Genomic DNA, 24,779 nt, shown 5'->3' with positions numbered 1-24,779 from the left:
CTCCTGCGCTTGCGTTTTCTTGTCAATCCGCAAGTCATTGAGTACATTTGCTTTCGCAAACGAAAGGCACGTATGCCCGCCATCACGAAGCGCCCGCACCGCCTCTCCGACGGTCGCGATCTGATCTATTACGACGACGCGGACTCGGCGCTCGACCCCGAGCGCGCCCCCGACCTCCGCGAGCCCGCGCCGCGCCCGGCGACCGCGACCATGCGACAGGACCCGCTCACCGGCGAGTGGGTCTCCATCGCCGCTGCACGGCAGAACCGCGTGATGCTCCCGCCCGCCGAGCTCGACCCGCTCGCGCCCGCGACCCCGGGCAACCCGTCCGAGATCCCGAGCCTCTACGACGTCGCGGTCTTCGAGAACAAGTCGCCGTCGTTCGGCCCGCTGCTCGACGACCCGAACCAGCCGGAGGGTCTGGACGACCTCGCGACCATCGGCCTCGGCCGCACCCGCACCTCCGTCGGCCGCTGCGAAGTGGTGTGCTTCAGTCCCGCGACGAGCGGCTCGTTCGGCAGCCTCACGCCGACGAGGGCGCGCACGGTCATCGAGGCCTGGGCCGACCGCACCGCGGCGCTGTCCGCGCTGCCCAGCGTCCGCCAGGTGTTCCCGTTCGAGAACCGCGGGGAGGCGATCGGCGTCACGCTGCACCACCCGCACGGACAGATCTACGCCTATCCGTACATCACCCCGCGCACGAGCGCGCTGATCCGCTCGCTCGAGAACTACGGCCCGACGCTGTTCGCCGACATCCTGGAGCGCGAGCGCGCCTCCGAGCGGGTCATCCTCGCCGGCGAGCACTGGACGGCGTTCGTGCCGTTCGCCGCGCGCTGGCCGATCGAGATCCACGTGCTTCCGCACCGTCACATCCCCGACCTGGCCGCGACCTCCGATGCAGAGCGGGACGAGCTCGCCACCCTGTACCTCCGCGTTCTGCGCGGCGTCGACGCCCTCTACGACTCCGCCACGCCGTACATCGCGGCCTGGCATCAGGCGCCGGTGCACGCGCACCGCGACGAGATCCGCCTCATGCTGCAGCTGACCTCCCCGCGCCGGGCCGCGGATAAGCTGAAGTTCCTGGCCGGCTCCGAGTCGGCGATGGGCGCCTGGATCGGCGACGTCCCGCCGGAGCAGGCGGCCGCCGCGCTCCGGGAGGCCGTCGCCCGGGCGGATCGCGAGAACCCGGTCGGCGACCTCCCGGCCGGAATCGCCGGCCTGGTCACGGCCTCCGACACCCCAGAAGGAAAGATCCCCGCATGACCGACCTGCGCACCGGCGTCCTCGACGACTTCGTCTCGATCTTCGGCCGCGAGCCCGACGGCGTCTGGTCGAGCCCGGGCCGCGTCAACCTCATCGGCGAGCACACCGACTACAACCTCGGCTTCGTGCTGCCGTTCGCGATCAACCGGCGCACCGTCGCCGCGCTCGGCCTGCGCGACGACCGCACGGTGCGCGTCGGCAGCACCTTCGCCGACGAGCTGGTCGAGATCGACCTCGAGCGGCTCTCCCCCGACGCGCTCGACGGCTGGTCGGCCTACCCGCTGGGCGTCGCCTGGGCTCTCGGCGAGTTCGGCGCCGACCTCGCCGCCGTCCCCGGCTTCGACCTGCTCATCGACTCGAACGTCCCCGTCGGGGCCGGGCTCTCGTCGTCCGCCGCGATCGAGGGCGCGACCGCGCTGGCCCTCAACGACGTGTGGCGGCTCGGGCTCGACCGCCGCACGCTCGCCCGCGTCGGACAGCGCAGCGAGAACATCGCCGTCGGCGCCCCGACCGGCATCATGGACCAGTCGGCGTCCCTGCTCGGGGAGCAGGACGCCGCGGTGTTCCTCGACTGCCGCTCACTGGATGCGCAGCTCGTTCCACTCGGTCTCGAGGAGGCCGGGCTGGCGGTCCTCATCATCGACACCGGCGTCACCCACGCCCATGCCACCGGCGGCTATGCCGAGCGGCGCGCGTCGTGCGAGACCGGCGCCCGAGCGCTCGGCGTCGAGGCGCTGCGCGACGTGAGCGTCGACGACTTGCCCCGCGCCCGCGAGATCCTCGACGACGTGACGTTCCGCCGGGTGCGGCACGTGGTGACCGAGGACCAGCGCGTGCTCGACACCGTTCGCACCCTGCGCGAGAGCGGCCCCGCCGCCATCGGCGAGCTGCTGGACGCCTCCCACGTCTCCATGCGCGACGACTTCGAGATCTCGGTGCCAGAGCTCGACCTCGCCGTCGAGACGGCGCAGGCGAACGGAGCCATCGGCGCACGGATGACCGGCGGCGGGTTCGGCGGCTCGGCGATCGCGCTGGTGCCGCTCGACGCCCTCAGCCGCGTGCAGGTCGCGCTCGACGGGGCGTTCGCCGAGCACGGGTTCGGCCAGCCGGAACTGTTCACGGTCACGGCGTCGCAGGGCGCGGTCCGCGAGAGCTGAGCTCCTCGGCCCGTCCGTTCATCCGTTCGTCACGGGCGTTCGCCAGAATGGGACGATGACCGATGCGGAGACCACCTGGCTGAGCCCTGACACGGTTCAGCTCCGTCAGCCCAAGTCGTCGCACTGGGAGGCGCCGTTCCTGTTCCTGCTCTTCGGGCGGGAGCGGGCGCTCCTGATCGACACCGGCGCCACCGGCGACGAGCAGATCTTCCCGCTGCGCCGCACCGTCGACGCCCTCATCGACACCTGGCTGCGCCGCAATCCGGCGGTCTTCACCCGGCCGTACCCACTGGTGGTCGCGCACAGCCACGCGCATCGCGACCACATCGCCGGCGATGCGCTCCTCGCCGGCCGGCCGGGCACGACGGTCGTCGGCACCACGCCCGCCCAGGTGATCGCGTTCTTCGGGTTCCGGGCCTGGCCCGATGAGACCGTGGAGTTCGACCTGGGGCGACGCATCATCGACGTCATCGGGGGTCCGGGGCACGAGCCGTCGGCGGTCGCGTACTTCGACCGGGAGACCGGCATCCTCTTCACCGGTGACACCGTCCTCCCCGGCCACCTCTACGTGCGCGACCGCGCCCAGTACGTCGCGACGATCGAGCGCCTGCTCCGCTTCCGCGATACGCCGACCGCTCCGCTGCGGGAGCTGCGCGGCGCTCACGTGGAGATGTCGGCGACCCCGGGGGTCGTCTACCCGCCGGGGACCATCGACCAGCCGGACGAACTGCCGCTCGCCCTGCCGCCGCGCATCCTCGACCGGGTGCGCTCGGCGCTCGACGACCTCCACGAAGCGCCGGGAGAGCGGGTCGTGCGCAAGCGCTTCGTGGTCGTCAACGAGTGAGCGGCGCGCCGTAGGGTGAAGGCATGACCATCATCAGCCTCACCGACGGCTCCACCCCCAGCGTCGCCGACGACGCGTTCGTCGCCGCCGGCGCTGTTCTGGCCGGGCGGGTGCACCTCCGTCCCGGCGCCAGCGTCTGGTACAACGCCGTGCTGCGTGCGGAGGCCGAGGACATCGTCGTCGGCGAGCGGAGCAACATCCAGGACAACGTGTCGTGCCATGTCGACCACGGCTTCCCGCTGACCATCGGTGCCGACGTCTCCGTCGGCCACAACGCCGTGCTGCACGGCTGTACGATCGAGGACGGCGTGCTGGTGGGGATGCATGCGACCGTGCTCAACGGAGCCGTGGTGGGCGCAGGTTCACTGCTCGCGGCCGGCACCGTGGTGCTCGAGGGCGCGGTCATCCCGCCCGGATCCCTCGTCGCCGGAGTCCCCGGCAAGGTGCGCCGCGACCTCACCGACGACGAGCGCGCCGGCCTGCTCCGCAACGCCGCCGCCTACCTGACCCACATCACCCGACACCCCACCCCCTAGCGATCGATTCCTCACTTCCTCACGCTGGCGCACGGCGTGTTGCGGGAGAAAGTGAGGAACGGATAGCTGGTCAGGAGGGCTCGACGGGACCGGGCTCGCCGCCGGTGATGCGGACGAGCTCGTCGAACGTCGTCGGGAAGACGGTGTGCGCGTGACCCGCGGCGGCCCAGACCTCCGGATAGCCGGCGAGAGCGACGTCGACGACGGTGCGCAGGGGCTCGGGATGGCCGAGCGGCGCGACGCCGCCGATCGTCTGACCGGTCGCGGCCTTCACGGTCTCGGCGTCCGCCCGGCGGATGCGCCCGCCGAGACGCTCCCCCAGGAACGCGGTGTCGACGCGGTGCGCACCCGAGGTCATGACGAGCAGCGGCTCGCCGTCGATCGTGAAGACCAGGGAGTTGGCGATGGCGCCGACCTCCACGCCGAGCTCGGCAGCCGCGGAGACCGCGGTCGGCGTCGCCGACTCGAACCAGCGCACGCGTGGCTCGATCCCGGCCTGCAGGAGGGCGGCCTCCACCCGTTCGACGGCGGGGTGCGTGCGCTCCGCGTCGGTCACGCCAGCGCCCGCTCGGCCGACTCGACGACGTTCTGAAGCAGCAGCGCACGGGTCATCGGCCCGACGCCGCCGGGGTTGGGCGAGACCCAGGATGCCACCTCGGCGACGTCCGCCGCCACGTCGCCGGCCACGACGCTCTTGCCCGTCACCGGGTCCTCGACGCGGCTCACGCCGACATCGAGCACGACGGCGCCGGGCTTGACGTTGTCGGCGGTGACCAGACCGGCCACGCCGGCAGCGGCCACGATGATGTCCGCACGCCGCAGGTGCCCGTCGAGGTCGACAGTTCCGGTGTGCGTCAGCGTGACCGTGGCGTTGAACTCCCGGCGCGTGAGGAGCGAACCGATCGCCCTCCCGACGGTCACCCCGCGACCGACGACCACGACGTCCTTGCCCTTCAGGTCGATCCCGTGGCGCAGCATCAGGTCGATCACGCCGCGCGGGGTGCACGGCAGCGGTGTCGTGATCGGCCGGTTGACGTTGAGCACGAGCCGGCCGAGGTTCGTGGGGTGGAGGCCGTCCGCGTCCTTGGCGGGATCGACGAGCTCCAGGATGGCGTCCGTGTCGATGTGCGGCGGTAGCGGGAGCTGCACGATGAACCCCGTGCAGTCCGGGTCGTCGTTGAGCTCCTCGACCACGGCCTCCAGCTCGGCCTGCGAGATGTCGGCCGGCAGATCGCGGCGGATCGACGCGATGCCCACCTCCGCGCAGTCCCGGTGCTTGCCCGCGACATACCACTGCGAGCCGGGGTCGTCGCCGACCAGGATCGTGCCGAGACCGGGCACCACCCCCCGCTCGCGCAGCACGCTCACGCGCTCCTTCAGCTCCGCCTTGATCTCGGCTGCTGTCGCCTTGCCGTCCAGAATCTTCGCCGTCATGCCGGCCTCCACACTCTCGTCATCGGCCCGCGGTCCGCGAGCACAGGAGAAACGTCGCAGAACCGCCGAGCGCGGAGCAGTTCGCCCGCGCTCGGCGGCTGCGGATGGTCAGATCGAGGACGGGAGCTCGACCGGGAAGGCGTCCTGGCCCGAGGGGGTCAGGCCGGGGTACAGCGGGAAGGCCGCCGTGAGCGCGTCGACGCGGGCGCGGAGCGCCTTCGTGTCGGCGCCCGGACGAAGCGCGAGGGCGATGATGTCGGCCACCTCGGTGAACTCGACGTCTCCGAAGCCGCGGGTCGCCAGGGCCGGCGTTCCGATGCGGAGACCGGACGTCACCATCGGCGGGCGCGGGTCGAAGGGCACCGCGTTGCGGTTGACCGTGATGCCGACCTCGTGGAGGACGTTCTCCGCCTGCTGGCCGTCGAGCTCCGAGGTGCGGAGGTCGGCGAGCACGAGGTGGACGTCGGTGCCGCCGGTGAGCACGTCGACGCCCGCCGCCCGCGAGTCATCGGCGGTCAGGCGCTCGGCGAGCAGCTTGGCGCCACGGACGGTGCGCTCCTGACGGTCCTTGAACTCGTCGGTCGCGGCGAGCTTGAACGCGGTCGCCTTCGCGGCGATCACGTGCATGAGCGGGCCGCCCTGCTGACCGGGGAACACGTTCGAGTTGAGCTTCTTGGCGAGCTCGGTGTCACGGCTGACGATGAAGCCGGAGCGCGGGCCGCCGATGGTCTTGTGCACGGTCGAGCTGACGACGTCGGCGTACGGCACGGGCGACGGGTGCAGCCCGGCGGCCACCAGGCCGGCGAAGTGGGCCATGTCGACCCAGAGCTTGGCGCCGACCTCGTCGGCGATCTCACGGAACGCGGCGAAGTCGAGCTGGCGCGGGTAGGCGGACCAGCCGGCGATGATGACCTGCGGCTTGTGCTCCAGCGCCTTGTCGCGCACCACGTTCATGTCGACCAGGAACGACTCGGGGTCGACGCCGTAGGCGACGGCGTTGTAGAGCTTGCCCGAGAAGTTGAGCTTCATGCCGTGCGTCAGGTGACCGCCGTGGGAGAGCTCGAGCCCGAGGATGGTGTCGCCCGGAGTCGCGATCGCCGAGAGGACGGCGGCGTTGGCGGACGCACCGGAATGCGGCTGGACGTTGGCGTACTCGGCGCCGAACAGGCTCTTCGCCCGGTCGATCGCCAGCTGCTCGGCGATGTCGACGTACTCGCAGCCGCCGTAGTAGCGGCGCCCGGGGTAGCCCTCGGCGTACTTGTTGGTCAGCACGGAGCCGACCGACTCCAGCACGGCGCGCGGCACGAAGTTCTCGGAGGCGATCATCTCGAGGTAATCGCGCTGGCGGCCGAGCTCGAGAGCCAGCACCTCCGCGATCTCCGGATCGACCTCCGCCAGCGGCGCGGTGAAAGTGGACGGAAGGGTGTCGGTCACAATCGGCTCCTTCAAAACAGGGATGAACACTGCATCGACCCAGGCGCGCGGCCGAATCCATCCGTTCGTTCGAGGTACCGTCGTCGCTCCCCGATGGTGACCATCTGAGCGCCAGTCGCGACGTGAGCAAGCATAGCAAAGCCGGGCGCCCCGAAGCCGTGCGCTTCAACGGGAGGCCTTGCTGATTAGTTAGGGGCCCTGCAATACTCGCTGGTGGTCGTCCCGCGGTGGGCAGCGTCGGCCGAATCCGAGTATCCCCCTGACGCCGTGAGGAGCATCCGTGGTCGTGCCTCGCCCCGCCCAGCTCGAGAACACGGGCGATGCGCCCTTCACCCTCCTCCCCGGAGCTCGGATCATCGTCGCCGGCGCCGGAGCCGAAGCGGTCGGGCGGCTGCTGCGCGACGAACTGGCGACGGACTGCCATCGCGACCTGGTCGTCGTGCACGAGCCTCCCGCGTTCGGCGACATCGCCATCGTGATCGCCGACGACGAGGGACCCGCCGGACACGCGCCGGAGGGATACACGCTGGACGTCTCGGCCGAGGGCGTGCGCGTCGGCGCGGCGACGTCCGCCGGCGCCTTCTGGGGCGTCCAGACGCTCCGCCAGCTGGTCCCGGCGGTCTGCGACGGCGACCCGTTGACGGTGGACGCGGTGCGGATCAGCGACCAGCCGCGCTTCGCCTACCGCGGCGCGATGCTCGACGTCGCCCGGCACTTCTTCACGCCGGCCGAGGTCAAGCGCTTCATCGACGCCATCGTGCTGCTCAAGGTGAATCACCTCCACCTCCATCTGACGGACGACCAGGGCTGGCGGATCGAGATCGCGTCCTGGCCGGAGTTGACCCGTCGCGGCGGGTCGACGGGGAGCGACGGGAGCCGCGGCGGCTACTACACCGCCGACGCCTACCGCGACCTGGTCGCCTACGCGGCCGAACGCTTCGTCACGATCGTCCCCGAGCTCGACATGCCCGGCCACACCAACGCCGCCCTGGCGTCCTATCCGGAGCTGAATCCCGACGGCATCGCCCCGGCCCTCTACACGGGTTCGGAGGTCGGGTTCAGCACGCTGCGGACCGGCGACGCCGTGACCGAGCGGTTCGTGCGCGACGTGATCGGCGAGGTCGCCGCGCTCACACCCGGCCCGTATCTGCACATCGGCGGGGACGAGAGCCTCAGCACCTCGGAGCAGGACTTCCTGGGTTTCATCGACCACGCGATGCACGTCGTCGCCGATACGGGCAAGATCCCGGTCGGCTGGCACGAGATGGGACGCAGCCCGGACCTCCCCGAGGGCGCCGTGGGACAGTACTGGTCCTTCCGAACGCCACGGGAGCAGGCTGCGGACGAGACGCTGTCGTTCGTCCGGGCGGGCGGCGCCGTGATCATGTCCCCCGCGGATGTCGCCTACCTCGACATCGTGTACGAGGACGGTGACGCGATCGGCCAGGACTGGGCCGACGGGGCGACGGACCTGCGCAGCTCCTACGAATGGGATCCGGCTCGAATCATCCCCGGGCTCGGAGACGCGCACATCCTGGGTGTCGAGGCTCCGCTCTGGACGGAGACGATCGCGACGATCGAGGAGGTGGAGGACATGGCCTTCCCACGCCTCGCCGCCGTCGCCGAGATCGGCTGGTCGGCGGCGCCCGCCGATACGGAGGCCATCGACACCGCCCGCGACTTCGACGATTTCGCCACCCGCCTCGGACGGCTCGCCGAGCACTGGGACGCCCTGGGCACGTCGTACCGCCGGGTGCCGGGTGTGCCCTGGCCGGAGGCCGTCGCCGGCTGACCCGCGGTCGGGTCGGGCGATCCCTGCGCGACCATGGTGACGGCGTCCGACGACGACGAAGCCGGCGACCGTCAGGTCGCCGGCTCGTCGTTCGACGGTGCTGAATCCGTCGAGTCGCTCTCAGGCTGCGGCGTCGGCGCGCGAACGGCGACGGCGCACGATGAGCAGCACGAGCCCACCGACGAACAACAGGACCGCGCCCGTCGCGATGCCGGCGATCGCGATGTCCGAACCGGTCATCGCAAGGCCTCCGTCGGAGCCCGAACCGGCCGCCGAATCGCTGCCCGAGCCGGAACCCGCGTCCGGGCCGCTTCCGTTTCCGGCGCCGCGAACCACCGTCGTGACGACGAAGTGGTCCCAGACGTCTCCGCTGGCGAGGATCACATCGACCTCGTACTGGTCGCCGTGCTGAGCGGTCATCGGAATCGTGAAGCTGAACGTGTGCGAACCGTCAGCCGCAGCCGGCTTGGAGAAGGTGCCCTCGGTGGCCGGGGCGGCCTTGGTGGACGCCAGGCCGATCGCGTGAGCCTCGAGGCCGCGGATCTTCTGTGTGAGGGCCTCCTCGGCCGCGTAGGTGTTGGCATCCGCGGAGTAGGTGATCGTGTCGCCCGGTGCCCCGACGAGCGAGTTGAGCGTCCCGTGAAGCGCGTCACCCGCGCCCGGGGGGTACGGCGCGGCGTTCGCGCCTGCTGCCGGCGCCAGGGCAAGCGCCAGGGCGACGAGGCCGCCGAAGAGTTTCTTTCGCATGGGGTTCTCCTTTGTGTGGGTAGGCACGACGGATCGGAACGGTCCGGTCAGCCGCAGGTTCCGCGCTCGGCGTAGTGCTCGAACGAGGTGGCGGTGGGGGTGGCGACGACGCGGTCGACGGTGGGGGTCCGCTGGGAAAGGACGGTGAACTCGGTCTCGAGGACGGCCACCTGGCCCGGCGCGAGGTCGACCATGGCGACCACGACGGGGCGGCCGTCGATCATGCGCGTGACCAGACCCGCCTCTTCACCGTCGACGATGATTCGGACGGGACGCAGGCTGTCCGTCGCCGCGAACTGCACCATCGTCCGGATGTGCCCGGTCGCCGGGAGGCCGTTCCCTCCCGGACCGGTCACCACCCAGGGCGCCGAGGTGATGTCGCCCGGTGCTGTGGAGGCGAGCGTCGCGGTCGCCGCGATGGACCGGCCGTCCTTCCCGGAGGAGCACGTCGCGGTGACGGTCCCTTCGAGATAGCCGTCCATCTTGCCCGCCGTCCCGTCGGCGAAGAACACGCCGACGGGAGCGCCGTCGTCGCTCAGCTGCGCCAGCGGGCCGCCGAGCTTTCCGCCCGACGTGACGGACTGCAGCGCCGGGTCGGCGAACCAGACCGAGATCCTGCCCTCGTCGACGACGGCACCGAGTTGCTTCACCAGGGCGACGAGAGGCGTGCCGCTGCTGAAGAGCTTGTCGAACATGACACGGGTCAGCTCGCCGAAGAAGGCGTCCTGGTCGTCCCGATCGTCGATCTCGCGATAGACGTCGGTCAGCAGTACGGCATTCGCGTTCGCGGCATCGATCGTGCGTCCTCCGACGGTGACCGGCCCCGTCGCCGCGAGCAGCCGGGAGACCGATGCGGTGTCGATCGACACCACCCCGTCGAGCGCTGCACCCTGCGACTTCTGCCAATGTGATGCGGTCAGCTCACCGCTGCGGACGAAGTCCGGGGTCAGATTCACGTTCTGGATGTACTCGCCCAGCTGCACCCCGAACAAGGCGTGCTCCTCCGGGGTCACCCGGATGCCGGCGCCCTCGGCCGGATTGAGGTCGTCCGGAACGAGCTGGCGCCCGAGCTCGAACCGGCCGGCGTCGGTCGTGAGCTCGGAGATCGCGCCGGCGATCCCGCCGGTCGTGCGGAGCTCTGCGTTGTTGTTGAACAGGAGCGCATAGCGCTTGGCACCGTCGGCCCCGAGCGCACCCGGCAGGACGTCCACCGCGGTGGAGAGCGCCGAGACCGTGCCATGGAGGTCGCCGACCAGCTCGCCGGCTTCTCGGACGCCGGAGGCGAGCGGCGGTACGAGCGCACCGGATTCGGCGTCGGCCAGAGACTTGCCGCTGCGCGCGAGCGCGCCCTCGGCAGCATGGAGGTCGCCTGAGACCCCGGACAGCGCGGCGACGTCGACCGTTCGGTCCGACAACGAGACGGAGGCCGCGAGAGTCGAGAAGTCCGCGGCGACCGGGGCCAAGCCGTCGCCGACGGCGACGGCCAGGGCGTCGACGGTCAGCCGGTAGGCACGGAGGTTGTCGCCCAGGAGGGGAACGAACTCCGCGGACCGCCAGACGACGTCGGAGGTCAATCCGTGCGCGTCATCCAGACGTGCACCGAGGCTGCGGAGCCGGTCGACCGACGCCGCCCCCGTGGTGGGATCGGCCGTGAGCGTCGCTACGACGCTCGCGGCCTCGGATCGCGCAGCCGAGACCTGCCCGTACGACATCACGAGACGCACACCAATCCACGCGGCGCACGCCACGACCACGAGTGCGAGACCGCCGACTGCGGCGAAGACGATGCGTTTCGTCTTCACCGAGCCTGACTTCGTCGCTCGACGGCGTGCTCGATCGCTCATGCCACGGGTCCCTTTCACTTGAACCCCATGCTGTCGCGAGGCAGGAGGTGCGGACCCTCGAATCGTGAGAAGACCGGGCTCCTGAGCCGACGATCCGGAGTCGACTATCGACATTGCGTGTCTAAGATTAGAATTATGCGTATTACTTGCGTGCGAGTCTGGATCCTTCCCACCTCCTTCCCTCCTGGAGTCCGACGGTGACCGAGCCCCGCGCCGCATCCGCCCCGCGTCTCGTGGGTCGCGACCGCGCGCTGACGCTGGCCCGCGACCTCCTGCTCTCCGCCGGCGCGGACGTGGACATCGTCGGTCCGCGACGCAGCGGGCGATCGAGCGCCGCTGACGCGATCACCGCCTTCGCGTCAGACGCGCACCGCACCGCCGTCCGGCTGAACGGCGTCCGGTCCCTCTCGACGACGCCCCTGGCCGCGCTCCACGCCGCGGGGCTCGGAGACAACACCGGCCTGGAACGCCGCACCCCGTCCCCGCTGCAGAACGCGATCGACGCGCTGACGGCCGCCGTCGCACGCACCGACGCCGTCATCGTGGTCGACGACGCCGACCTGCTCGACGACGCATCGACGGGGGCCGTTGACGCGGTCCGGCGCGCGACGCAGGTACCCCTGCTGCGCACCCGCACGCGGCGGCCCAGGGCGGCCGAGTCCGGCTACGTCGTCGAGCTGACGCCCCTGTCGTACGATCAGCTGGCCGCAGTCGTCGGCGAGCGCCTCGACGGGCCGGTGGACGCCACGACGATGAGTCGCCTCTATGCGATGTCCGGCGGCAATGTCGGCGTCGCCGTCTCGATGATCCGACTCGCCGCGGTCGAGGGAACTCTCTCCAGGCGGGCGGGGATCTGGACTGCGGAGCGAGACCTCTGGACGCCGTCGCTGCACGGCCTCGTCATCGATCTCCTCGCCGGGTTCACGCCCGCCGAACTGGCAGCCCTCGAGGCCGTCGCCGTCGACGCGCACGACGATGCGGCCGCGGTCCGCCAGAGCCTCCGCGAACGCGACAGCGACAGCGACAGCGCAGCCTCCCTGAACGCGCTCGAAGCGACAGGCGTCGTGAAGACGGTCGACCACGGCGGCAGGCGCCGCATCGTGCTCGAGCCTCCCCTGCTTTCCGAGCACTTCCGCCGTGCCGGCGAGGCTCCGACCGCCGACGACGCCCTCGTCGCGCGGCTCGTCCACGAGGAGACGGCTGCGAACCGCGCAGCGGCGAGGGCGGAATGGCGTCGCTCGCCGACGCCGCGGTCGGCGCTCGCGCTCGCGCGGGCGTTGATGGCGCCGGCGGGCCTGAACCCCGGTGCCGCCGCTGAGCTCGACACGGTCTTGACGGCGGCCTCCGGGCACACGGAGGACCCGCTCGCGCTCGTCGAGCTCGCCGAGCTGCGCGCCCGTCGCGCGCTCGGGACGGGCGTGGACCTCGCGACGACGGCGGCGGCCCTGCACACCGCCGTCTCCGAGCTCGGCCACCCGTACTCGCACGCGGCGGACGCGACGGCGGCACTGCTCGCGGTCGAGGTCGGCGCAGCGCCCGGCACGGAGGTGGAGCAGCCGGGCGACGACCGGGAGCTGCCGACCGCCGTCCGCTCCCGCCGGCTCCTCGCGGCGCAGGCCGTCGCCCTGCAACGGGGTCGCTTCGCCGACGCGCTCGACTTCCACGAGCGGATGCGCTCCCTTCCCGACGCGGAGATCCCGCCTCTCGCCGACGCCCTTCACGGGCTCGCGCTGCTCGGCTGCGGGCGGAGCGCCGAGTCGGCGACCTGGGCTGCGCGCGGGTCGGCTGCCGCGCGGGAACGCCTCGACGTCGACGCCCTGCGCGCGCACAGCCTCGTCGCCGGCCTCGGCCACCTGGTCTCCGGCCGCACGGAGGCCGCATCGGAGGCCATCGCGACGGCGACCGCGCTGGGCGCGCCACCGTTTCCCGGCTCGGCGGCAGAGCTCGGCCTCCGCACGCTCGCGGCGATCGTCGCGGCTCGCCGCGGTGACCCTGCGGGCGCCGAGCGGGTCCGCGACGAGCTCGCCGTCCGGCCCGATGCATCCTCCCCTGCGGGCCGGGCGGCGTTCGACTGGATCGACGCGCAGCTGGCCGCCGTGCGGGGACGCCCTGACGAGGCGGTCGCCCGGCTCCGCAGGCTCGCTGCCGGTTTCCGCTCCACCCGGCAGGAAGCCGCCGCCGCGTTCGCCCTGCTGACGGCTCTGGAGCACTCCACGGACGAGAGCGGGCTGGACGAGGCGCGGTCGCTGCTCGCCGGTCAGCAGTCGGAGCTGTTCGACGCGCAGCTCGCCCAGCTCGTGGCACGCGCAGAGCACGATCACGACGCCCAGCGGGCGCTCGCCTCCCGTCTCGCCGCCGTGGGGCTCGAGAGATCGACCGCGGGCGGACACGACCGCACAGGCTTCTTCACGACACCGGTCTCGTTGACGGAGCGGGAGCGGGAGATCGTCCGCTTCGTGGCCGACGGGCTCGTCTACCGCGAGATCGCTGCGCGACTCCACCTCAGCGCGCGCACCGTCGAAGGCATCGCCGCCCGGATCATCCGCAAGCTCGGGCTGCGCGACCGCAGAGAGCTCGCGGAGCTCGCTCGTTCCGGTGCGCTGTGAGCTCGCTCACGGATAGCCGATGAACCACAGCAGCACGAGCGCGACCGGCTGGAGAGCGATGCCCGCGATGAGGACGATCCGCCTCGCGCGCGCGTTGTGCGTGAGTCCGGGCGCGCCCGCGAGCGGGGCCAGCGGCATCAGGAGGCGGAAGAGGCTCTGCTGCGGCAGGAACACCGCGAAGAGGTACAGCGCATAGCTGGAGGCGTAGGCGACCACCTCAGTTCCGAGCGCGCGGACGCTGGGCCGGTTGAGCAGCCAGGCGTAGCCGGCGATGACGGCGACCACGAGGAGAGCCCCCGCGACGCTCGCGTACCGCCAGGTGAAGAGGAACCACGGTGTGAGCGGCACGAACGCGACCCTGCCGATGAAGCCGGTCCACCACGACAGCTCGGTCTCGACGTAGGCTCCCGGCGTTCCCGTCACGGTGGCGGCGACCAGGGGCCACGCCAGACCGGCGACGGCGGTGGCAGCCCCGGCGACGATCATCGCGACGCGGTCGCGCGTCCCGAAGTCCTCCCCGGACCGACGCGCACCCAGGGCGCGGATCGTGAACATGATCCCGAGTGTCAGCGGCAGGGCGAGCTCGCCCGGGCGCGTGAAGGCGGCCGCCACGCCGAGAGGGATCACCGTCCAGTAGCGCCGCGCCATGATCGCCCAGAGCCCGCTGAACAGGAGGACGAAGAACATGCTCTCCGCGTAGGCGATCTGCAGGACGAACGACAACGGCCCGAAACAGAAGAAGACCGCAGCCCAGAGGCCGCTCACCGCTCCGACGCGCGAGGCGACGAGCCGGTACAGCACGAGCACCGCCGCCGCACCGCACAACACGGCGACCAGTACTCCCGCCGGCGCGAAACCGAGTCCGGTGGCGGCCATCAACCCGCGGACGACCAGCGGATACAGGGGCAGGAACGCCCACTCGTTCTGCTGGACTTGGCCGTCCGCGTCGGTGGGCAGCGTCGCCGGGTAGCCGTGCTCGACGATGCGCCGGTAGTAGGAGGCGTCCCAGGTGCCCGCGAACCCGAGGAAGGTCGGGTGGGCCTGCGGGCTGCCGCCCTCCCAGTGGAACGCCCCGGCGAGCAGGTACAGCACGAGCATCAGGACGGTCGTGAGGACGCGCGAGGCGGCGTAGAGGCCGAGGATCCCCGCCCACCAGGGCAATTCCCGGCCGAAAAGCCGAACCTGGCCGACATCGCCCGACGGCCCGGCGGGATTCGCCGGGCGCAGCGAACTGGAGGTACCGGCCGTCATCGCTTCGATGCTACTCCCGCGAGGGCCGCACGGGGCGAGGACCGATCGCGGTCCTCGCCCCGTGTTCCGTCGCCTGCGTGCGACTCCGCATCGCCTACTTGTAGTAGGTGAAGACGTAGTGCGTCATCCCCCCGTAGGCCAACGTCGACCAGCAGGACGTGCTCACGCGGTCGTAGCCGTACTGGATGAATCGGTTCCGCACTTGGTCGCACTCCGACTTCGTCGTGAACTTCATCGTCGTCAGCACGGTTCCCGCCGACGCCGGAGCTGCCACCCCGAGCGACAGACTCACGGCGAGCCCCACGATCGCCGCGCCCCCGAGCACCTTGTTTCTGGTGAATTTCATTGCGTTACCCCTTCGTAGCAATTCGATCGCCCGCACTACTCGGAGTGCAGGTTCCGCACACCATACCGGACGGTCTACCCGCCGGAACGGCGTGACGGCTCGACGATCGAAAATGATCAGTAGACAACCGTTACGCTCATAAGCGATCATTGAAGCGACCGAACCGTCGTGAGGAGATGAGCAGTGGCGTCCGAGATCCCACTCGACGACCGGCTGGGCGCCGGGCACCCCGTGGTCGCCTTCGACGTCGGAGGCACGGACGTCAAAGCCGCCCTGGTCGACGAGACCGGCCGCATCGTCGAACTCCTCCGCCGCCCGACGCCGCTCGACGGCGAGCGCACCGGCGATGCCGTCATCGCGGCGACCGTGGCGCTTCTGGACGACTTCCGTCGCGCGCACCCTGAGATCCGGCCGATGGCGGCGGGACTCGTCGTGCCCGGCCACGTGGACGAAGCACGTGGCGTCGGGGTCCTCGCCGAGAATCTGGGCTGGCGCGAGTACCCGTTCCGGGACCTCGCCACCCAGTCCCTCGGTATCCCGGTCTCGTTCAGCCACGATGTGCGGGCGGCCGGCGAGGCCGAGTACCGCCTCGGTGCCGCCAAGGATTTCCGCGACGTGGTGGTGATCGCGATCGGCACGGGGATCGCCGGAGCGATCTTCATCGACGGCACGCTGTTCACCGGTGGCGGGATGGCCGGTGAGATCGGCCACTCCCGTGTCGCAGACGGCCCCGAGTGCGCGTGCGGCGGCCGTGGCTGCCTGGAGGCCGTCGCCTCCGCCGCCGCCATCGCCCGGCGCTACACGGCGCTCAGCGGTGTGCCGGTCGCCGGATCGCGGGAGGTGCTGGAACGCGCGCGGGCCGGCGACCCCGCGGCCGGGCGCATCTGGGATTCGGCGCTCGACGCGCTCGCACTCGACCTGTCGCACACCGTCGCCCTGCTCGCCCCGGAGGCGATCGTGATCGGTGGGGGCCTCGCCCAGGCCGGCGACGCCCTCTTCCTGCCGCTCGCCGAACGCCTCGAGGGCATCCTGACCTTCCAGCGCCGCCCCGTGCTGCTCGCCGCGCGCATCGGCGAGAACGCGGGCGTGATCGGCGCCGCGCTGCGCGCGCGGGAACTCCTCGACGTCGTCGACCCCGGCCCCGACCCCGCCCCCGTTCGCGAGAGAGCTCGATGATCCTCACCGTCACGCCCAACCCCGCCATCGACCTGACCTATCGCGTCGCGGCCCTGGAACCCGGCGAGACCCACCGCGTCGCCGCACCGGCCGTGCGGGCCGGCGGCAAGGGCCTCAACGTCGCCCGTGTCATCGCCCAGACCGGCGGAGCGGCCTTCGTCCTGACGACGGCAGGCGGCGCCCCCGGACTGCGGCTCGCCGACGACCTGGAATCCTCCGGCCTGCCGTCCGAGCTCGTGCCCGTCTCCGCACCGACCCGCAGCAGCGTAGCGATCGTCGACGAAGGCTCGGGCGTGACCACGATCTTCAACGAGTCGGGCGGCGCGCTGTCGGCGGCCGAGTGGCGGGCCCTCGGGGAGGCCGTCGAGCGACTCGCGGTACCGGCCACGGCGATCGTCGGCTCGGGAAGCCTCCCTCCCGGAGCCCCCGACTCGTTCTACGCCGACCTCGTGGCAGTCGCCCGCCGGCGGGGCGTCCCCAGCGTCATCGATGCGACGGGCCTCCCCCTGCTCGCGGCCTCCGAGGCCGGTGCTGACGTGCTCAAGCCGAACCGTCGCGAGCTCGCCGACACCGTCGGCATCGACGACCCCGTCGACGGCGCGCGCGCCCTTCTCGCCGCCGGTGCGCGGCTCGTCCTGGTCTCGCTCGGCTCCGACGGGATGCTGGCCGTGAGCGGGACGGAGGTCGCCGCCGCGCGCCTGCCGCAGCCGCTCGCCGGCAACGCGACCGGAGCGGGCGACGCCGCCGTCGCGGCCGTCGCCGCGAGTCTCGCCGCGGGCATCGACGACCCCGCGCTCCTGGTGCGGCGCGCCACCGCCTGGTCCGCCGCCGCCGTCCTCGCCCCGCTCGCGGGCGAGCTCGACCCCGCCTACCCGGAGTACGAGGCTCGCCTCGTGCTCTCCTGACCCGCGAACGCCGACCCACCGGAGGCCCCATGTCCCTCGTCCCCACCCTCGACCTCTTGCACGGAGCGGTCGCCGCGCGCACCGGCGTCGCCGCGTTCAACGTCATCCACCTGGAGACGGCGGAAGCGCTCGTCGCCGCAGCCGAGGAGGCGCGCCGCCCGGTGATCCTCCAGATCTCACAGAACTGCGTGACGTATCACGGCTCCCTCGAGCCCATCGCGCGGGGTGCACTCGCCCTCGCATCCGAGTCGTCCGCGCACGTCGCCGTGCACCTCGATCACGCGGAGGACGAGGAGCTGACGCGACGCGCGATCGACCTCGGGTTCGGGTCGGTCATGTTCGACGGCTCGACGCTGGAGTACGACGCGAACGTGGCGGCCACCGTGCGCGTCGTCGAGTACGCGCACGCCAACGACGTGTCGGTCGAGGCGGAGCTCGGCGAGATCGGCGGCAAGGACGGCGCCCACGCACCGGGGGTGCGCACCGATCCGGCCGAGGCGCGTCGGTTCGTCGCCGAGACCGGGGTCGACGCGCTGGCGGTCGCCGTCGGCAGCTCCCACGCGATGACCGAGCGCACGGCGCAGCTCGACCTCGACCTGATCGCCGCGCTGCGGCACGCCGTCCCGGTCCCGCTCGTCCTGCACGGCTCCTCCGGGGTCGCGGACGACACGATCGAGGCGGCCATCCGAGCCGGGATCACCAAGGTCAACGTCTCCACCCACCTCAACCGGTACTTCACGGAGGCGATCCGCGCCTACCTCGGCGCCAACCCTGACGTCGTCGATTCGCGACGCTATGTACGTGCAGGGCGCACGGCGGTCGCGGCGGAGGCGGCCCGGCTGCTGACCCTGTTCGATGTCGCGGCGCGCCTGCCGGACGGAACGGCGACGGCGCGACCATGAACAGGGCGGAGCGCCTCAACGCGGTCCTCGACCTCCTCGCGGAGACCGGCCAGATCGAGGTCGAGGACATCGTCGCGAAACTCGATGTCTCCGCGGTCACGGCCCGGCGCGACCTCGACGCGCTCGCATCGCAGCAGTTGCTGACGCGCACCAGGGGCGGAGCCGTCGGCCAGTCGGTGGCCTACGACCTCCCGATCCGCTACAAGCGCGAGCAGCACGCGCCCGAGAAGCTCCGCATCGCCCAGGCCGCGAGCGCTCTCGTGCCGCGCGGGTCCGTCGTCGGCCTGTGCGGCGGCACGACCAGTACCGCGGTGGCGAGCGTCCTCGGGTCGCGGCCCGACCTCATGGAGCCGTCCCCGCACCCCAATCTCACCGTGGTCACCAACGCCATCAACATCGCGGCTCAGCTCGTGATGCGACCGCAGATCAAGACCGTGGTGACGGGTGGCGTGGTGCACGCCAGATCGTACGAGCTCGTCGGGCCGTACAGCGACGTGGTGCTGGAGCGGATCACGATGGACATCGCGTTCATCGGTGTCAACGGCATCGACCCGGTGGTCGGCCCGACCGTGCACGACGAGGGCGAGGCGAGCGTCAACTCGTTGATGGCGCGCAGAGCCACTCGCGCCGTCGTCGTCGCCGACTCGAGCAAGATCGGCCGCACAGCCTTCGCCACGCTGGGCGGCCCCACGATCATGTCCACGCTCATCACCGACGACGGCATCACCGCCGACCAGCGCGCCGCCTTCGTCGCGCAGGGCATCGAAGTGATCGTCGCGTAAGTTGGAGAGGATGTCTGTGCACGCGATCCATTCCGCCCGCCTCGTCAACGAGGGCCGTATCACCCGCGACGCGTGGGTGCTGTTCGACGGAGACCGCGTCGCCGCGACCGGGACGGGCGACGGCTGGGTAGCCGCCGTCGCCGGAGCACCGGACGCGATCGTGACCGACGCCGACGGCGGGTGGCTCACACCCGGCTTCATCGACATCCACGGTCACGGAGGAGGCGGGGCGGCGTTCGACGACGGCGCTGAGGCGATCCGCACCGCCCTGGGTCTCCATGAGCGCCACGGCACGACCCGGTTCGTCGTGTCGCTCGTGACGGCCACGGTGCCCGAGCTCGCCGAGCGTGTCGAGGTCATCGCCGCGCTCACGGCGGAGGACCCGCGCGTACTCGGCTCGCACCTCGAGGGCCCCTTCCTCGACGTCGGCCACAAAGGCGCGCACGACCCCGCACTGCTGCGGTCGGCGACACCGGCCGACGTCGACCTGCTGCTGGAGGCCGCCCGCGGCACGCTCCGCCAGATCACGATCGCCCCGGAGCTCCCCGGCGGCATGGAAGCCGTTCGCGCCTTCGCCGGTGCGGGCGTCGCCGTCGCCGTCGGGCACACCGGCGCCGACTACGAGCAGACCCGTGCCGCCTTCGACGCGGGGGCCACCATCCTGACGCATGCCTTCAACGGCATGGACGGCCTCCACCACCGTGCGCCCGGCCCGGTCGCCGCGGCGACCCGCACTCCCGGGGTCACCGTGGAGGTCATCAACGACGGCATCCACGTGCACCCGGAGGTCGTGCGGATGGCGTTCGCCTCGGCGCCCGGCCGAGTGGCGCTGATCACCGACGCGATGGCCGCGGCCGGAGAGGCCGACGGCGACTACCTCCTGGGCGCTCTGCGCGTGGAGGTGCGCGACGGCGTCGCCCGGCTCGCCGGGGGCGGTTCGATCGCCGGCTCCACGCTCACCCAGGACGACGCGCTCCGCCGCGCGGTGCAGGAGGTCGGCGTGAGCGTCGAGGAGGCCGTGCGCGCACTCACCGAGACGCCCGCGGCCGCGATCGGCCGCGCAGCCGACCTCGGACGCCTGGCGCCGGGCTTCGCGGCCGACGCCGTGCTGCTCGACGACGACTTCCGCGTGCTGCAGGTGTGGTCGGCGGGTGCTCCCGTCGGCCGCTGAGCCGATCGGTCAGGCGTCGGCCAGGTCGGAGCTGCTCACGATCTCGATGAGCGGGGCGTAGAGGGCCATCGCGTCGAGCGCCCGCCGGTGGTCCGCGTCGCTCGCCCCGGCGCAGGCGTCCGCGACCACGAGGACGTGGAGGCCGGCGTCGGCCGCTGCGAGCGCCGTCGACAGCACGCAGCAGTCGGTGGAGACGCCGGTCAGCACGAGCTCGTCGGCGTCGCCGATCGCCTCCCGCAGCTCCGGCCCCCACTTGCCGAACGCCGGCAGCGAGACGACGGGATGGCCGGTGTCGCGGAACGCGAGCACCTGGTCGTAGAGCGGATCGTCGGCGGGCACCAACGCGAACGGCCACTGCTCGTAGTAGCGGATCCAGGCACCGTCGGGCTGTTCGGGGGCGACGAACCGGGTGAACACCGCTTGTCGGCCGAACGACGGCAGCAGCCCGGCGATCACGGCCTCCGCCTCGGTGAACCGCGGCGTGAACCAGGGGCTCGCGGGGTCACCGAAGACCTGCTGCATGTCGACGACGACGAGGGCGCGCCCGGTCACCGCTCCTCCTGACGGCGGATGATGCCCCGGCCGAACAGCAGGACCCCGAGGAAACCGATCGCCAGCGACACGAGCACGCCGAGGTTGGCGTAGGCCCAGTCCCCCGTCGTACCGCCGAGCCCCAGCGGCCCGAGCAGGTAGCCCTGCCAGCTCAACCAGTCGGCCGAGCTGTTGGTGACGAGCCCCCAGCCCACCGCGGTGCCGGCGGCGATCAGCGCGATCGGCAGCCAGCGTACCGACCCGTACCGGCCGCGGCGGTCGTAGAGCTCGGCCTCCGCGTAGTCGCGCCTGCGCAGGGCGATGTCGGCGACGAAGATGCCGCACCACGCCGCGATCGGCACGCCCAGCGTGATGAGGAAGCCCTGGAACGGGCCGAGGAAGTCGCTCGCGAAGAACACCACGTAGACGGCCCCCGCGGTCATGATCACCCCGTCGATCCCCGCGGCGACGTACCGCGGCACCCGGACGCCGACGCTCAGCAGAGCGAGCCCCGAGGAATAGATGTCGAGCACCGCGCCGCCGACCAGCCCGAGCACCGCGACGATGACGAACGGCACCAGGAACCACGTGGGAAGCAGGGAGGCCAGCGCGCCGATCGGGTCGGCGGCGATCGCCTTCGAGAGCGACGGGGACGAGCCGGCGAGCAGGATCCCGAAGATCAGCAGGAGGACCGGTGCGAGCGACGAGCCGAACGTCGTCCAGCCGACGACACTGCCGCTGCGGGTCGAGCGCGGCAGGTAGCGGGAGTAGTCGGCTGCGGCATTCACCCAGCCGAGACCGAACCCGGTGAGCATGAAGACGAAGCCGCCCACCACGTGCGGGACGTCCCCGGCCGGAAGCGCCCCGACCGCGCCGAGGTCGATGTGGCCGAGCACCAGCGCGATGTAGAACACCGTGAGCACACCGGTGACGATGGTGATCACCATCTGCATGCGCATGATGAGGTGGAAGCCGATCACGCCACCGGCGACGACCAGCCCGATCACGACGACCAGGGCGACGACCTTGGTCGCCGTGCCGCCCTCCCAGCCCAGGCGGGTGAACACCGTCGCCGTCGCGAGCACGGCGAGTGCCGTGAGGACGGTCTCCCAGCCCACGGTCAAGAGCCACGACAAGGCGGAGGGCACCCTGTTGCCCTCGACACCGAACACCGCGCGGCTGAGCACCATCGTCGGAGCGGAGCCGCGCTTTCCGGCGAGGGCGATCACGCCGCAGAGCAGGAACGATGCGACGATCCCGACGACCCCCACGATCGTCGCCTGCCAGAACGAGATGCCGAACCCGAGCAGGAACGAACCATAGCTCAGGCCGAACACCGACACGTTCGCGCCGAACCAGGGCCAGAACAGGTCGCGGGCGCGCCCCCTGCGCTCGCTCTCGTGGATGGTGTTGAGCCCGTTGAGCTCCACACCCAAGGTCGCCGCCGCACCCCCGGCCCGGTCGGGCCGATCGTCACCGCTCGTCATGAACCGATCCAAGTGCAGCCGGCCGGCCGCCGTCAACCGGACGCGGGGGTGGGGGCCGGTACCCTGGACGGATGGACTCCACCGGCCCTTCCGACCCCACCGGCCCCGCCACCGGCAACGCCAACCACTGGGTGCTCACCTTCAGCTGCGCCGACAAGCCCGGGATCGTGCACGCCGTCTCCGGCGCGATCGTCGCCGCGCGCGGCAACATCACCGAGAGCCAGCAGTTCGCGAGCACCGACACGGGGCGGTTCTTCATGCGGCTCCAGGTGGAGTCGGCGGCCGATCGCGCCGAGTTCGAGCGCGCGCTCGCGCCGGTCGTCGAGCGCTTCGGGATGACGCACAACGTCGACAACGTGGGCCGTCCGCTGCGCACACTCGTGCTGGCCTCCACCGCGGCGCACTGCCTCAACGACCTCCTGTTCCGGCAGCGGGCGGGTCAGCTGCCGGTGACGATCCCTCTCGTGCTGTCGAACCACGGCGCCCTGCGCGACCTGGCCGGGTTCTACGGAGTCCCGTTCGAGTCGCGTCCGGTCACCGATCCGGAGTCCAAGGCCGCGTTCGAGGCGCGCATCCTGGAGGCGGTGGAGGAGCACGACATCGAGCTGGTCGTGCTCGCGCGCTACATGCAGATCCTCTCCCCCGGGCTCTGCGAGAAGCTCGCGGGGCGGGCCATCAACATCCACCACTCCTTCCTGCCCGGCTTCAAGGGAGCGAACCCGTACCGTCAGGCGCACGCGCGCGGCGTGAAGCTCATCGGTGCGACGGCCCACTTCGTGACCAGCGACCTCGACGAAGGCCCGATCATCGAGCAGAACGTCGTGCGAGTCGACCACACGCGCAGCGTGCCCGAGCTGGTCGCGATCGGCCAGGACGAGGAGAGTCGAACCCTGACCCAGGCGGTCAAGTGGTTCGCGGAGGACCGGGTGCTGCTCGACGGCGCCCGCACCATCATCTTCCGCTGACACCGCGCGGCTACACTGGTCCGGTGACCTCCACGCACGACCCGAGCACCCCCGCCGCAGCGCGCCCCGCCGCTCTGCGGGCCAACGACATCCTGCGCTTCCTGCTGGAGATCTTCGCGATCGTCTCGCTGGCCATCTGGGGGTTCGTCGCCTGGCCGCTGCCGTGGAACATCGTCGTCGGCATCGGCGCGCCCGTGCTGGCCATCCTGCTGTGGGCGCTGTTCCGCTCCCCGAAGGCCGTGCTGCACGTCGATCCATTCGTGAAGGCGGTCGTCGAGCTGGTCGTGATGGGATCCGCGGCGTTCGCGTGGTGGAGCCTCGGCCAGCCGATCGTCGCGCTCGTCTTCGCCGTGGTCGCCACGGTGAGCGGCGTGATCAACGGTCGGCGCGAGTTCGCATGACCGGCGTCGTCATCCATGACGCCCGCAAAGTGGATGCGAGCGGACTGGTCGACGAGTTCTGGCTGGCGACCGACGGCGACCGGATCCTCGCCACCGGTTCCGGAACCGGTTGGCACGACGCCGCTCGAGTGCCGGGCACCGAGGTCGTCGACGCCGGAGGCCGTTGGCTGACACCGGGCTTCCTCGACCTGCACTGCCACGGCGGCGGCGGTCATCCGTACGACGACGGCCCGGAGGAGATGCTGGCGGCGCTCGCCACGCATCGCGCGCACGGGACGACCCGCGCGCTCGTCTCGCACGTCGCGAACCCGCTCGCCTCGCTGCGTGAGAGCCTCGGTGTCGTCGCCGATCTGGCTGCGGTGGACCCGATGGTGCTCGGCTCGCACCTGGAGGGCCCGTTCCTCGCGCGTGAGCGCAGGGGCGCGCACGACGACGCCTTCCTGCGCGAGCCGGGGCCCGAGATGGTGGAGGAGCTGATCGGTGCGGCGCGCGGCACCCTGCGCACGGCGACGATCGCGCCGGAGCTGCCGAACGCGCTGGAGGCCATCGGCGTGCTCATCGAGGCCGGCGTCGTGGTCGGCATCGGCCACACGGCGGCCGACTACGCGCAGGCCCGCAGGGCGTTCGAGGTCGGCGCACGCCTCCTGGTGCACGCGTTCAACGCCATGAACGGCATCCACCACCGCGCGCCGGGGCCGGTGATGGCCGCGATCGAGAACCCGGAGGTCACGCTCGAGCTCATCCTCGACGGCCTGCACGTGCACCCGTCGGTCGCCGGGCTCCTCTTCCGGGAGGCCGCAGGCCGGGTCGCGCTGGTCACCGACGCGATGGCTGCGGCGGGGGCGTCCGACGGCGACTACCGGTTGGGCGGGCTGAACGTGAGCGTGCGCGACGGACTCGCGGTGCTCTCCGGCACGTCGACCATCGCCGGTTCGACGCTCACGCAGGACGCGGCGCTCCGCAACGCCGTCACGCTCGTCGGTCTCGACCCGGTGACCGCGGTCACGGCGCTGACGCACACGCCCGCGAAGGCACTCGGCGAAGGCCACCGGTTCGGCCGCCTCCACGCCGGCTATGCCGCCGACGCGGTGCTGCTCGATCACGAGTGGCACGTCCGCCAGGTCCTCGCCGACGGTCGCCTGCTCTAGCTCACGTCGAGGGGCACGCAAGCGCCCCTAAAACCGCGTTTTAGGGGCGCTTACGTG

General features: G+C 71.6%; 23 protein-coding genes and 1 riboswitch. Of the genes, 14 read left to right on the top strand and 9 right to left on the bottom strand.

Annotation, left to right across the window (positions count from 1 at the left end):
* Nucleotides 1-72 precede the first annotated feature (72 nt).
* Genes galT through KNO15_RS21240 form a run of 4 tightly spaced genes read left to right on the top strand, consistent with a single transcriptional unit; the run spans nucleotide 73 to nucleotide 3,800 of the window.
* Nucleotides 73-1,263, top strand: a complete 1,191-nt coding sequence (galT, locus tag KNO15_RS21255; RefSeq protein WP_241705928.1) for a galactose-1-phosphate uridylyltransferase — start codon at nucleotides 73-75, stop codon at nucleotides 1,261-1,263.
* Entirely contained in the window at nucleotides 1,260-2,420 is a 1,161-nt protein-coding gene (gene galK / locus KNO15_RS21250) for a galactokinase (RefSeq protein WP_241705927.1), read from the top strand. The genes galT and galK overlap by 4 nt, the downstream gene beginning before the upstream one ends.
* Nucleotides 2,421-2,475: 55 nt before the next feature.
* Entirely contained in the window at nucleotides 2,476-3,264 is a 789-nt protein-coding gene (locus tag KNO15_RS21245; protein WP_241705926.1) for an MBL fold metallo-hydrolase, read from the top strand.
* Nucleotides 3,265-3,287: 23 nt separating this feature from the next.
* Entirely contained in the window at nucleotides 3,288-3,800 is a 513-nt protein-coding gene (locus KNO15_RS21240; RefSeq protein ID WP_241705925.1) for a gamma carbonic anhydrase family protein, read from the top strand.
* A gap of 70 nt (nucleotides 3,801-3,870) precedes the next feature.
* Here KNO15_RS21240 and KNO15_RS21235 read toward each other — a convergent pair whose 3' ends face one another.
* From KNO15_RS21235 to glyA, 3 genes are all read right to left on the bottom strand, one after another.
* Complete coding sequence (locus tag KNO15_RS21235; protein WP_374113191.1) at nucleotides 3,871-4,356, bottom strand: YbaK/EbsC family protein; 486 nt, start codon at nucleotides 4,354-4,356, stop codon at nucleotides 3,871-3,873.
* A complete protein-coding gene (locus KNO15_RS21230; protein ID WP_241705924.1) occupies nucleotides 4,353-5,234 on the bottom strand; it encodes a bifunctional methylenetetrahydrofolate dehydrogenase/methenyltetrahydrofolate cyclohydrolase in 882 nt (293 codons plus the stop codon). The genes KNO15_RS21235 and KNO15_RS21230 overlap by 4 nt, the downstream gene beginning before the upstream one ends.
* Before the next feature lie 108 nt (nucleotides 5,235-5,342).
* Nucleotides 5,343-6,668: a serine hydroxymethyltransferase gene (gene glyA / locus KNO15_RS21225; RefSeq protein WP_308220466.1), complete on the bottom strand. Its 1,326-nt coding sequence runs from the start codon at nucleotides 6,666-6,668 to the stop codon at nucleotides 5,343-5,345.
* 30 nt (nucleotides 6,669-6,698) lie between these two features.
* Nucleotides 6,699-6,797, bottom strand: a riboswitch (ZMP/ZTP riboswitch).
* Nucleotides 6,798-6,948: 151 nt separating this feature from the next.
* Here glyA and KNO15_RS21220 point away from each other — a divergent pair.
* The gene (locus tag KNO15_RS21220; RefSeq protein ID WP_241705923.1) at nucleotides 6,949-8,460 is read left to right on the top strand and encodes a beta-N-acetylhexosaminidase; all 1,512 of its coding nucleotides are present in this window, start codon (nucleotides 6,949-6,951) and stop codon (nucleotides 8,458-8,460) included.
* A gap of 120 nt (nucleotides 8,461-8,580) precedes the next feature.
* Here the strand turns inward: KNO15_RS21220 and KNO15_RS21215 are convergent, their stop codons facing one another.
* Together KNO15_RS21215 and KNO15_RS21210 are read right to left on the bottom strand one after the other, a co-directional pair.
* Complete coding sequence (locus tag KNO15_RS21215; protein WP_241705922.1) at nucleotides 8,581-9,207, bottom strand: hypothetical protein; 627 nt, start codon at nucleotides 9,205-9,207, stop codon at nucleotides 8,581-8,583.
* 47 nt (nucleotides 9,208-9,254) lie between these two features.
* Complete coding sequence (locus KNO15_RS21210) at nucleotides 9,255-11,051, bottom strand: DUF4012 domain-containing protein (RefSeq protein WP_241705921.1); 1,797 nt, start codon at nucleotides 11,049-11,051, stop codon at nucleotides 9,255-9,257.
* A 197-nt stretch (nucleotides 11,052-11,248) separates the two neighbouring features.
* Between KNO15_RS21210 and KNO15_RS23425 the strand changes: the two genes are divergently transcribed.
* On the top strand, nucleotides 11,249-13,657 hold the full coding sequence (locus KNO15_RS23425) for a helix-turn-helix domain-containing protein (RefSeq protein ID WP_241705920.1): 2,409 nt from the start codon (nucleotides 11,249-11,251) through the stop codon (nucleotides 13,655-13,657).
* Between the two features lie 6 nt (nucleotides 13,658-13,663).
* Here KNO15_RS23425 and KNO15_RS21200 read toward each other — a convergent pair whose 3' ends face one another.
* Together KNO15_RS21200 and KNO15_RS21195 are read right to left on the bottom strand one after the other, a co-directional pair.
* Nucleotides 13,664-14,908, bottom strand: a complete 1,245-nt coding sequence (locus tag KNO15_RS21200; protein WP_241705919.1) for a mannosyltransferase family protein — start codon at nucleotides 14,906-14,908, stop codon at nucleotides 13,664-13,666.
* 94 nt (nucleotides 14,909-15,002) lie between these two features.
* Nucleotides 15,003-15,254 (bottom strand): hypothetical protein, encoded by a 252-nt coding sequence (locus tag KNO15_RS21195; RefSeq protein ID WP_208039731.1) that lies wholly within the window; start codon nucleotides 15,252-15,254, stop codon nucleotides 15,003-15,005.
* A gap of 183 nt (nucleotides 15,255-15,437) precedes the next feature.
* On the opposite strand from KNO15_RS21195, the gene KNO15_RS21190 reads away from it, so the two are divergent.
* Genes KNO15_RS21190 through nagA (KNO15_RS21170) form a run of 5 tightly spaced genes read left to right on the top strand, consistent with a single transcriptional unit; the run spans nucleotide 15,438 to nucleotide 20,190 of the window.
* Nucleotides 15,438-16,430: an ROK family protein gene (locus KNO15_RS21190; RefSeq protein WP_241705918.1), complete on the top strand. Its 993-nt coding sequence runs from the start codon at nucleotides 15,438-15,440 to the stop codon at nucleotides 16,428-16,430.
* Complete coding sequence (locus tag KNO15_RS21185) at nucleotides 16,427-17,335, top strand: 1-phosphofructokinase family hexose kinase (RefSeq protein WP_241705917.1); 909 nt, start codon at nucleotides 16,427-16,429, stop codon at nucleotides 17,333-17,335. The genes KNO15_RS21190 and KNO15_RS21185 overlap by 4 nt, the downstream gene beginning before the upstream one ends.
* 29 nt (nucleotides 17,336-17,364) lie before the next feature.
* Nucleotides 17,365-18,237: a class II fructose-bisphosphate aldolase gene (locus KNO15_RS21180; protein WP_241705916.1), complete on the top strand. Its 873-nt coding sequence runs from the start codon at nucleotides 17,365-17,367 to the stop codon at nucleotides 18,235-18,237.
* A complete protein-coding gene (locus tag KNO15_RS21175) occupies nucleotides 18,234-19,019 on the top strand; it encodes a DeoR/GlpR family DNA-binding transcription regulator (protein WP_241705915.1) in 786 nt (261 codons plus the stop codon). The genes KNO15_RS21180 and KNO15_RS21175 overlap by 4 nt, the downstream gene beginning before the upstream one ends.
* A 10-nt stretch (nucleotides 19,020-19,029) precedes the next feature.
* The gene (gene nagA, locus KNO15_RS21170; RefSeq protein WP_241705914.1) at nucleotides 19,030-20,190 is read left to right on the top strand and encodes an N-acetylglucosamine-6-phosphate deacetylase; all 1,161 of its coding nucleotides are present in this window, start codon (nucleotides 19,030-19,032) and stop codon (nucleotides 20,188-20,190) included.
* Nucleotides 20,191-20,199: 9 nt separating this feature from the next.
* Here nagA (KNO15_RS21170) and KNO15_RS21165 read toward each other — a convergent pair whose 3' ends face one another.
* Both KNO15_RS21165 and KNO15_RS21160 read right to left on the bottom strand, forming a co-directional pair.
* Nucleotides 20,200-20,742, bottom strand: a complete 543-nt coding sequence (locus KNO15_RS21165) for a cysteine hydrolase family protein (RefSeq protein ID WP_241705913.1) — start codon at nucleotides 20,740-20,742, stop codon at nucleotides 20,200-20,202.
* Nucleotides 20,739-22,208 (bottom strand): purine-cytosine permease family protein, encoded by a 1,470-nt coding sequence (locus tag KNO15_RS21160; RefSeq protein WP_241705912.1) that lies wholly within the window; start codon nucleotides 22,206-22,208, stop codon nucleotides 20,739-20,741. The genes KNO15_RS21165 and KNO15_RS21160 overlap by 4 nt, the downstream gene beginning before the upstream one ends.
* Before the next feature lie 71 nt (nucleotides 22,209-22,279).
* Between KNO15_RS21160 and purU the strand changes: the two genes are divergently transcribed.
* From purU to nagA (KNO15_RS21145), 3 genes are read left to right on the top strand one after another with little or no spacing between them, the layout of a single operon-like run.
* Nucleotides 22,280-23,173 (top strand): formyltetrahydrofolate deformylase, encoded by an 894-nt coding sequence (gene purU, locus KNO15_RS21155; RefSeq protein ID WP_241705911.1) that lies wholly within the window; start codon nucleotides 22,280-22,282, stop codon nucleotides 23,171-23,173.
* A gap of 23 nt (nucleotides 23,174-23,196) precedes the next feature.
* The gene (locus tag KNO15_RS21150) at nucleotides 23,197-23,574 is read left to right on the top strand and encodes a YrdB family protein (protein WP_241705909.1); all 378 of its coding nucleotides are present in this window, start codon (nucleotides 23,197-23,199) and stop codon (nucleotides 23,572-23,574) included.
* Nucleotides 23,571-24,722: an N-acetylglucosamine-6-phosphate deacetylase gene (gene nagA / locus KNO15_RS21145; RefSeq protein ID WP_241705907.1), complete on the top strand. Its 1,152-nt coding sequence runs from the start codon at nucleotides 23,571-23,573 to the stop codon at nucleotides 24,720-24,722. The genes KNO15_RS21150 and nagA (KNO15_RS21145) overlap by 4 nt, the downstream gene beginning before the upstream one ends.
* The last annotated feature ends 57 nt before the right edge of the window (nucleotides 24,723-24,779 follow it).

The sequence above is a fragment of the Leifsonia shinshuensis genome (assembly GCF_022606355.1).
Classification (GTDB): domain Bacteria; phylum Actinomycetota; class Actinomycetes; order Actinomycetales; family Microbacteriaceae; genus Leifsonia; species Leifsonia shinshuensis_B.
The sequence above is the reverse complement of the archived record's forward strand: the minus strand, read 5'-3'. Positions and strand labels throughout refer to the sequence as shown.